Genomic DNA, 4489 nt, shown 5'->3' with positions numbered 1-4489 from the left:
GGCCACCGCCCAGGTCTTCAACGCCGCGGAAACCCAGACGGCTGCTGTTGTATCCGGAGTTCGTCAGTTGCGAGCGGTTACCAGCGCTGCCGCTGCCGTAGGCGTAGGTTGCGTCAACCACGCCGAACAGCGTCACGGACGATTGAGCCATTGCAGCGCCGGAAGCAGCCAGCACAGCCAGGGCAATCAGGGATTTTTTCATTGCGAGTTACTCCAAGGTTAAACATAGGGCGCCGGTACGGGGGGTCTAGGGATGCCTTGCACCTGCTCAGTCCCGCCGGTTCCCCGGGCCAACCTCCTGGTGGGGAAGTTGTTCTTATTGCACCAGACCCCGACCTCTTTCGCAAAGGAATTCACCCACAATCGACCCGAAAGGGAGATTTCGTTGCAGTGTTGCAACATTTCAGTGCACCCCGGCAAAATCCATCCCGCACGCACCATCGAAGTGCCTTTCGGCCACTTTCTGGCCTGCGCACACTTGTGTCAATTTGCAACACCTGTTTCCACATTCATTCTCATTCCCAGCCTGCCATGGACGCCTTCTTGACTGCTGCTGACCACGCCCTGCGCACCCTTTTTGCCACACCGCGCGCCTCGGAAGTCTCCCCCGCCACCGGTCATGCGGAGGGCTCCATGACCCCTGAGCAACGGAAATTGGCCGGCTCGCTGATGCGGGTCAACCACGTGGGCGAAGTCTGTGCGCAGGCGCTTTACACCGCCCAGGCGGCGGTCACCCGCGACGACCATCTGCGCGGCCATCTGCTGGAGGCAGCGCGCGAGGAAACCGACCACCTGGCCTGGACCCGGGAACGGCTGGACGCCCTGGGCGCCCGCCCCAGTGTGCTCAACCCCTTGTGGTTTGCCGGTGCCTTTGCCCTGGGCTTGGTGGCGGCCAAGGTCAGCGACCGGGTGAGCCTGGGCTTCGTGGCGGAGACCGAAAATCAGGTGGCGGCCCACCTGGCAGGCCATCTGGACCGACTTCCGGCCGATGACCTGGCCTCCCGCGCCGTGGTCGCGCGCATGAAGGACGACGAGGAGCGCCACGCGGCACAGGCCCTGGCCGAGGGCGCCACGCGCCTGCCGCCGCCGGTCCAGGCGCTGATGCGGGCCGCCGCCAAGGTCATGACGACCACGGCGCATAGGATTTGACTCCCCCTGAGTCGCCTTCGGCGCCATCCCCCTGAGGGAGACGCTCCCGGTGCGGCGGGGCGGCCCTTGCACGGGAGCGCAGGTGTTCGCCGCGCCAGTTTCGAAGGCAGCGGACGGTACGATGCCTGCGCGATGGCAGGGGCTCAGGCCTCGACGATCTCGAAGCCGGTGGTGATTTCGGCCGTCTTGCCCAGCATGATGCTGGCCGAGCAGTATTTCTCGTGGCTCATGGCGATCGCGCGCTCCACAGCGGCGGGGGGAATGCCCTTGCCCGTGACGGTGAATTGCATATGGATCTTGGTGAACACCTTGGGGTCTGTGTCCGCCCGCTCGGAGGTGAGCTTGACGCTGCAGCCGCGCACGTCGTGGCGCCCGCGCTTCAATATCAGCACCACGTCATAGGCGGTGCAGCCGCCCGTACCGGCCAGCACGGTCTCCATGGGCCTGGGCGCCAGATTCTGCCCTCCGTTGGCCGGGTTGGCGCTGTCGGGCGCGCCGTCCATGGTCAGGACGTGGCCGCTGCCGGTTTCTGCCACAAACCCCATTCCCGAGCGGGTTCCGGCGCCGCCGGTCCAGCTGACTGTGCATTCCATGCGTATAACTCCTCAATGTTTCATCGACAAAACGTGGCTTTTTTCACGAAATGGATGGACCACTCCAAAAAAACCGCTGAATTTTGCTGCATCGCAGCATCCTCTGCGCTAATATTCGCCCATGCGTTGCCCTTTTATCGAAAAGGGACAGGTTCTGGAAACATCTCCACCACCTCCAACGCGCCGATTGTCTCCTCCATCTCCTCAAAGGATGGATTCAGCCCCGGGCTTTGCGGCCTGGGGCTTTTTTTTGCCCGGAGGCGACACCCGGCCCTGCCCCGACCGCGCGCAGGAAGACGACCCCCTATGATGTGTGCCCCCGCCTGCTCGCGAGCACGGGGGCCTTCCGTCCGTCCCCTGCCGCCATGACCCACGACCTGACCCCCGCCGATTACCTCAAGAAGATCCTCACCGCCCGTGTGTACGACGTGGCGATCGAGTCGGACCTGGAGCCTGCCCACGACCTGAGCCGGCGCCTGAACAACCGCGTGCTGCTCAAGCGCGAAGACCAGCAGGCCGTGTTCAGCTTCAAGCTCCGGGGCGCCTACAACAAGATGGCGCATCTCACTCCCGGCCAGCTGCAGCGCGGCGTGATCTGCGCCTCGGCTGGCAACCACGCCCAGGGCGTGGCCATGAGCGCGAGCAAGCTCGGCGCCCGCGCCGTGATCGTGATGCCCACCACCACGCCCCAGGTCAAGGTGGATGCGGTGCGCACGCTGGGTGGCGAGGTGGTGCTGCACGGCGAGAGCTATTCCGACGCCTACCAGCACGCGGCTGCGCTGCAGGAAAAGGAAGGCCTGACCTTCGTCCACCCCTTCGACGACCCGGATGTAATCGCCGGCCAGGGCACGATCGCCATGGAAATCCTGCGCCAGCTGCAGCGCCTGGGCAGCAACCGGCTCGATGCCGTGTTCGTGGCCATCGGCGGTGGCGGCCTGGTCAGCGGCGTGGCCAACTACATCAAGGCCGTGCGCCCGGAGATCAAGGTCATCGGCGTGCAGATGAACGACTCGGACGCCATGGCGCAGTCCGTGCGCGCGCACCAGCGCGTGACCCTGCCCGACGTGGGCCTGTTCTCCGACGGCACGGCCGTCAAGCTGGTGGGTGAGGAGACCTTCCGCATCGCCAGCAGCCTGGTGGACGAGTTCATCACGGTGGACACTGATGCCGTGTGCGCCGCGATCAAGGACGTGTTCGTTGACACGCGCAGCATCGTCGAGCCCTCGGGCGCGCTCGCCGTGGCCGCCATCAAGCAATATGTGGAGACGCACCAGACCGAGGGCGAGACCTACGCCGCCATCCTGTGCGGCGCCAACATGAACTTCGACCGGCTGCGCTTCGTCGCCGAGCGCGCTGAAGTCGGCGAGGAACGCGAGGCCTTGCTGGCCGTGACCATCCCCGAAGAGCGCGGCAGCTTCCGTCGTTTCTGTGAGGTGGTGGGCGCCCTGCCCGGCGGCCCGCGCAACGTGACCGAATTCAACTACCGCATCAGCGACTCCGCCGAGGCCCATGTGTTCGTGGGCCTCACGGCCCAGGGCAAGGGCGAATCGCAAAAGCTCGCGCAGATCTTCACGGAGCACGGCTTCGGGGCGCTGGACCTCACGCACGACGAGATGGCCAAGGAGCACCTGCGCCACCTGGTGGGCGGGCACTCCGCGCTGGCGCAGGATGAGCGTCTGCTGCGCTTCGTGTTCCCCGAACGGCCGGGCGCGCTGCTCAAGTTCCTGAGCCTGATGCAGCCGACCTGGAACATCAGCCTGTTCCACTACCGCAACCAGGGCGCGGACTACGGCCGCATCCTGGTGGGCATGCAGGTGCCCCCCGAGGACTCGGCCACGTTCGACGCCTTCCTCTCCACGCTGGGTTATCCCCATGTGGAAGAAACGCTGAACCCAGCCTACCGCCTGTTCCTGCGCGCCAAGTAAGGCCGGCAGGCCCGCACTGCTGCCATGCAAGCCCTGCGCCGCTACCTGCTGGCCGTGCAGTTCTTCACCCGCATCCCCGTCACGGGGCGGCTGGCGGACTGGGTGGGCTTCAGCCCCGCCATGCTGCGCGCCAGCGCAGCGCATCTGCCCGGCGTGGGCTGGCTTGCAGCGGCCGCGGCGGCAGGGGTGTATGCCGCCTTGTCCCTGGCCCTGGCCCCCAACCCGCTGGGCCCGGCGGTGGCCGCCGTCTTCTGCACCGTGGCCACGGTGCTGCTCACCGGGGGCTTCCATGAGGACGGACTGGCCGATGTGGCCGATGGCCTGGGCGGCAGCTACGACCGCGAACGGGCGCTGGACATCATGAAGGATTCGCGCGTCGGCGCCTTCGGCGCCATGGCGCTGGTGCTGGCCCTGCTGGCCAAGGTCAGCCTGCTGGCCGCGCTCGGTGCGCACGGACTGTCCACGGCGCTGGCGGCCCTGGTGGGGGGGCATGTGCTGTCGCGCCTGTGGCCCCTGTTCATCGTGCGCCGCCTGCCGCATGTGGGCGATACCGCACGCTCCAAGAGCAAACCCCTGGCCGACCAGATCACCGGCGCGGCGCTGGCGGTGGCCGCGGCCTGGTGCGTGGTGCCGCTGGCGCTGGCCTGGTTCTGGAGCTCCACCGCCGTGGCACTTGCGGCCTGCACGCTGAGTGCGCTGGGAGCGGCCTGGATGGCCCGCTGGTTCGCAAGGCGCCTGCAGGGCTTCACCGGCGACTGCCTGGGCGCCACGCAGCAGATCGGTGAGATCGGCTTCTACCTGGGCGCCGCGCTGGCCCTGGGG

General features: G+C 66.9%; 5 protein-coding genes. 3 read left to right on the top strand and 2 right to left on the bottom strand.

The features are described from left to right. Nucleotides 1-202: porin (locus ACK59X_RS03205; protein WP_409955120.1), on the bottom strand; the 202-nt coding region annotated here is incomplete at its 3' end. Nucleotides 203-531: 329 nt separating this feature from the next. Between ACK59X_RS03205 and coq7 the strand changes: the two genes are divergently transcribed. Further along, the gene (gene coq7 / locus ACK59X_RS03200; RefSeq protein ID WP_409955119.1) at nucleotides 532-1149 is read left to right on the top strand and encodes a 2-polyprenyl-3-methyl-6-methoxy-1,4-benzoquinone monooxygenase; all 618 of its coding nucleotides are present in this window, start codon (nucleotides 532-534) and stop codon (nucleotides 1147-1149) included. A gap of 143 nt (nucleotides 1150-1292) precedes the next feature. Here the strand turns inward: coq7 and ACK59X_RS03195 are convergent, their stop codons facing one another. Beyond that, nucleotides 1293-1742 (bottom strand): OsmC family protein, encoded by a 450-nt coding sequence (locus ACK59X_RS03195; RefSeq protein ID WP_409955117.1) that lies wholly within the window; start codon nucleotides 1740-1742, stop codon nucleotides 1293-1295. A gap of 365 nt (nucleotides 1743-2107) precedes the next feature. On the opposite strand from ACK59X_RS03195, the gene ilvA reads away from it, so the two are divergent. After that, nucleotides 2108-3667: a threonine ammonia-lyase, biosynthetic gene (gene ilvA, locus ACK59X_RS03190; RefSeq protein WP_409955115.1), complete on the top strand. Its 1560-nt coding sequence runs from the start codon at nucleotides 2108-2110 to the stop codon at nucleotides 3665-3667. Between the two features lie 24 nt (nucleotides 3668-3691). Next, a partial coding sequence (locus ACK59X_RS03185; protein WP_409955113.1) for an adenosylcobinamide-GDP ribazoletransferase occupies nucleotides 3692-4489 on the top strand: 798 nt, incomplete at its 3' end.

Source organism: Acidovorax sp. (assembly GCF_046339755.1).
Lineage (GTDB): Bacteria > Pseudomonadota > Gammaproteobacteria > Burkholderiales > Burkholderiaceae_C > Acidovorax.
The sequence above is the reverse complement of the archived record's forward strand: the minus strand, read 5'-3'. Positions and strand labels throughout refer to the sequence as shown.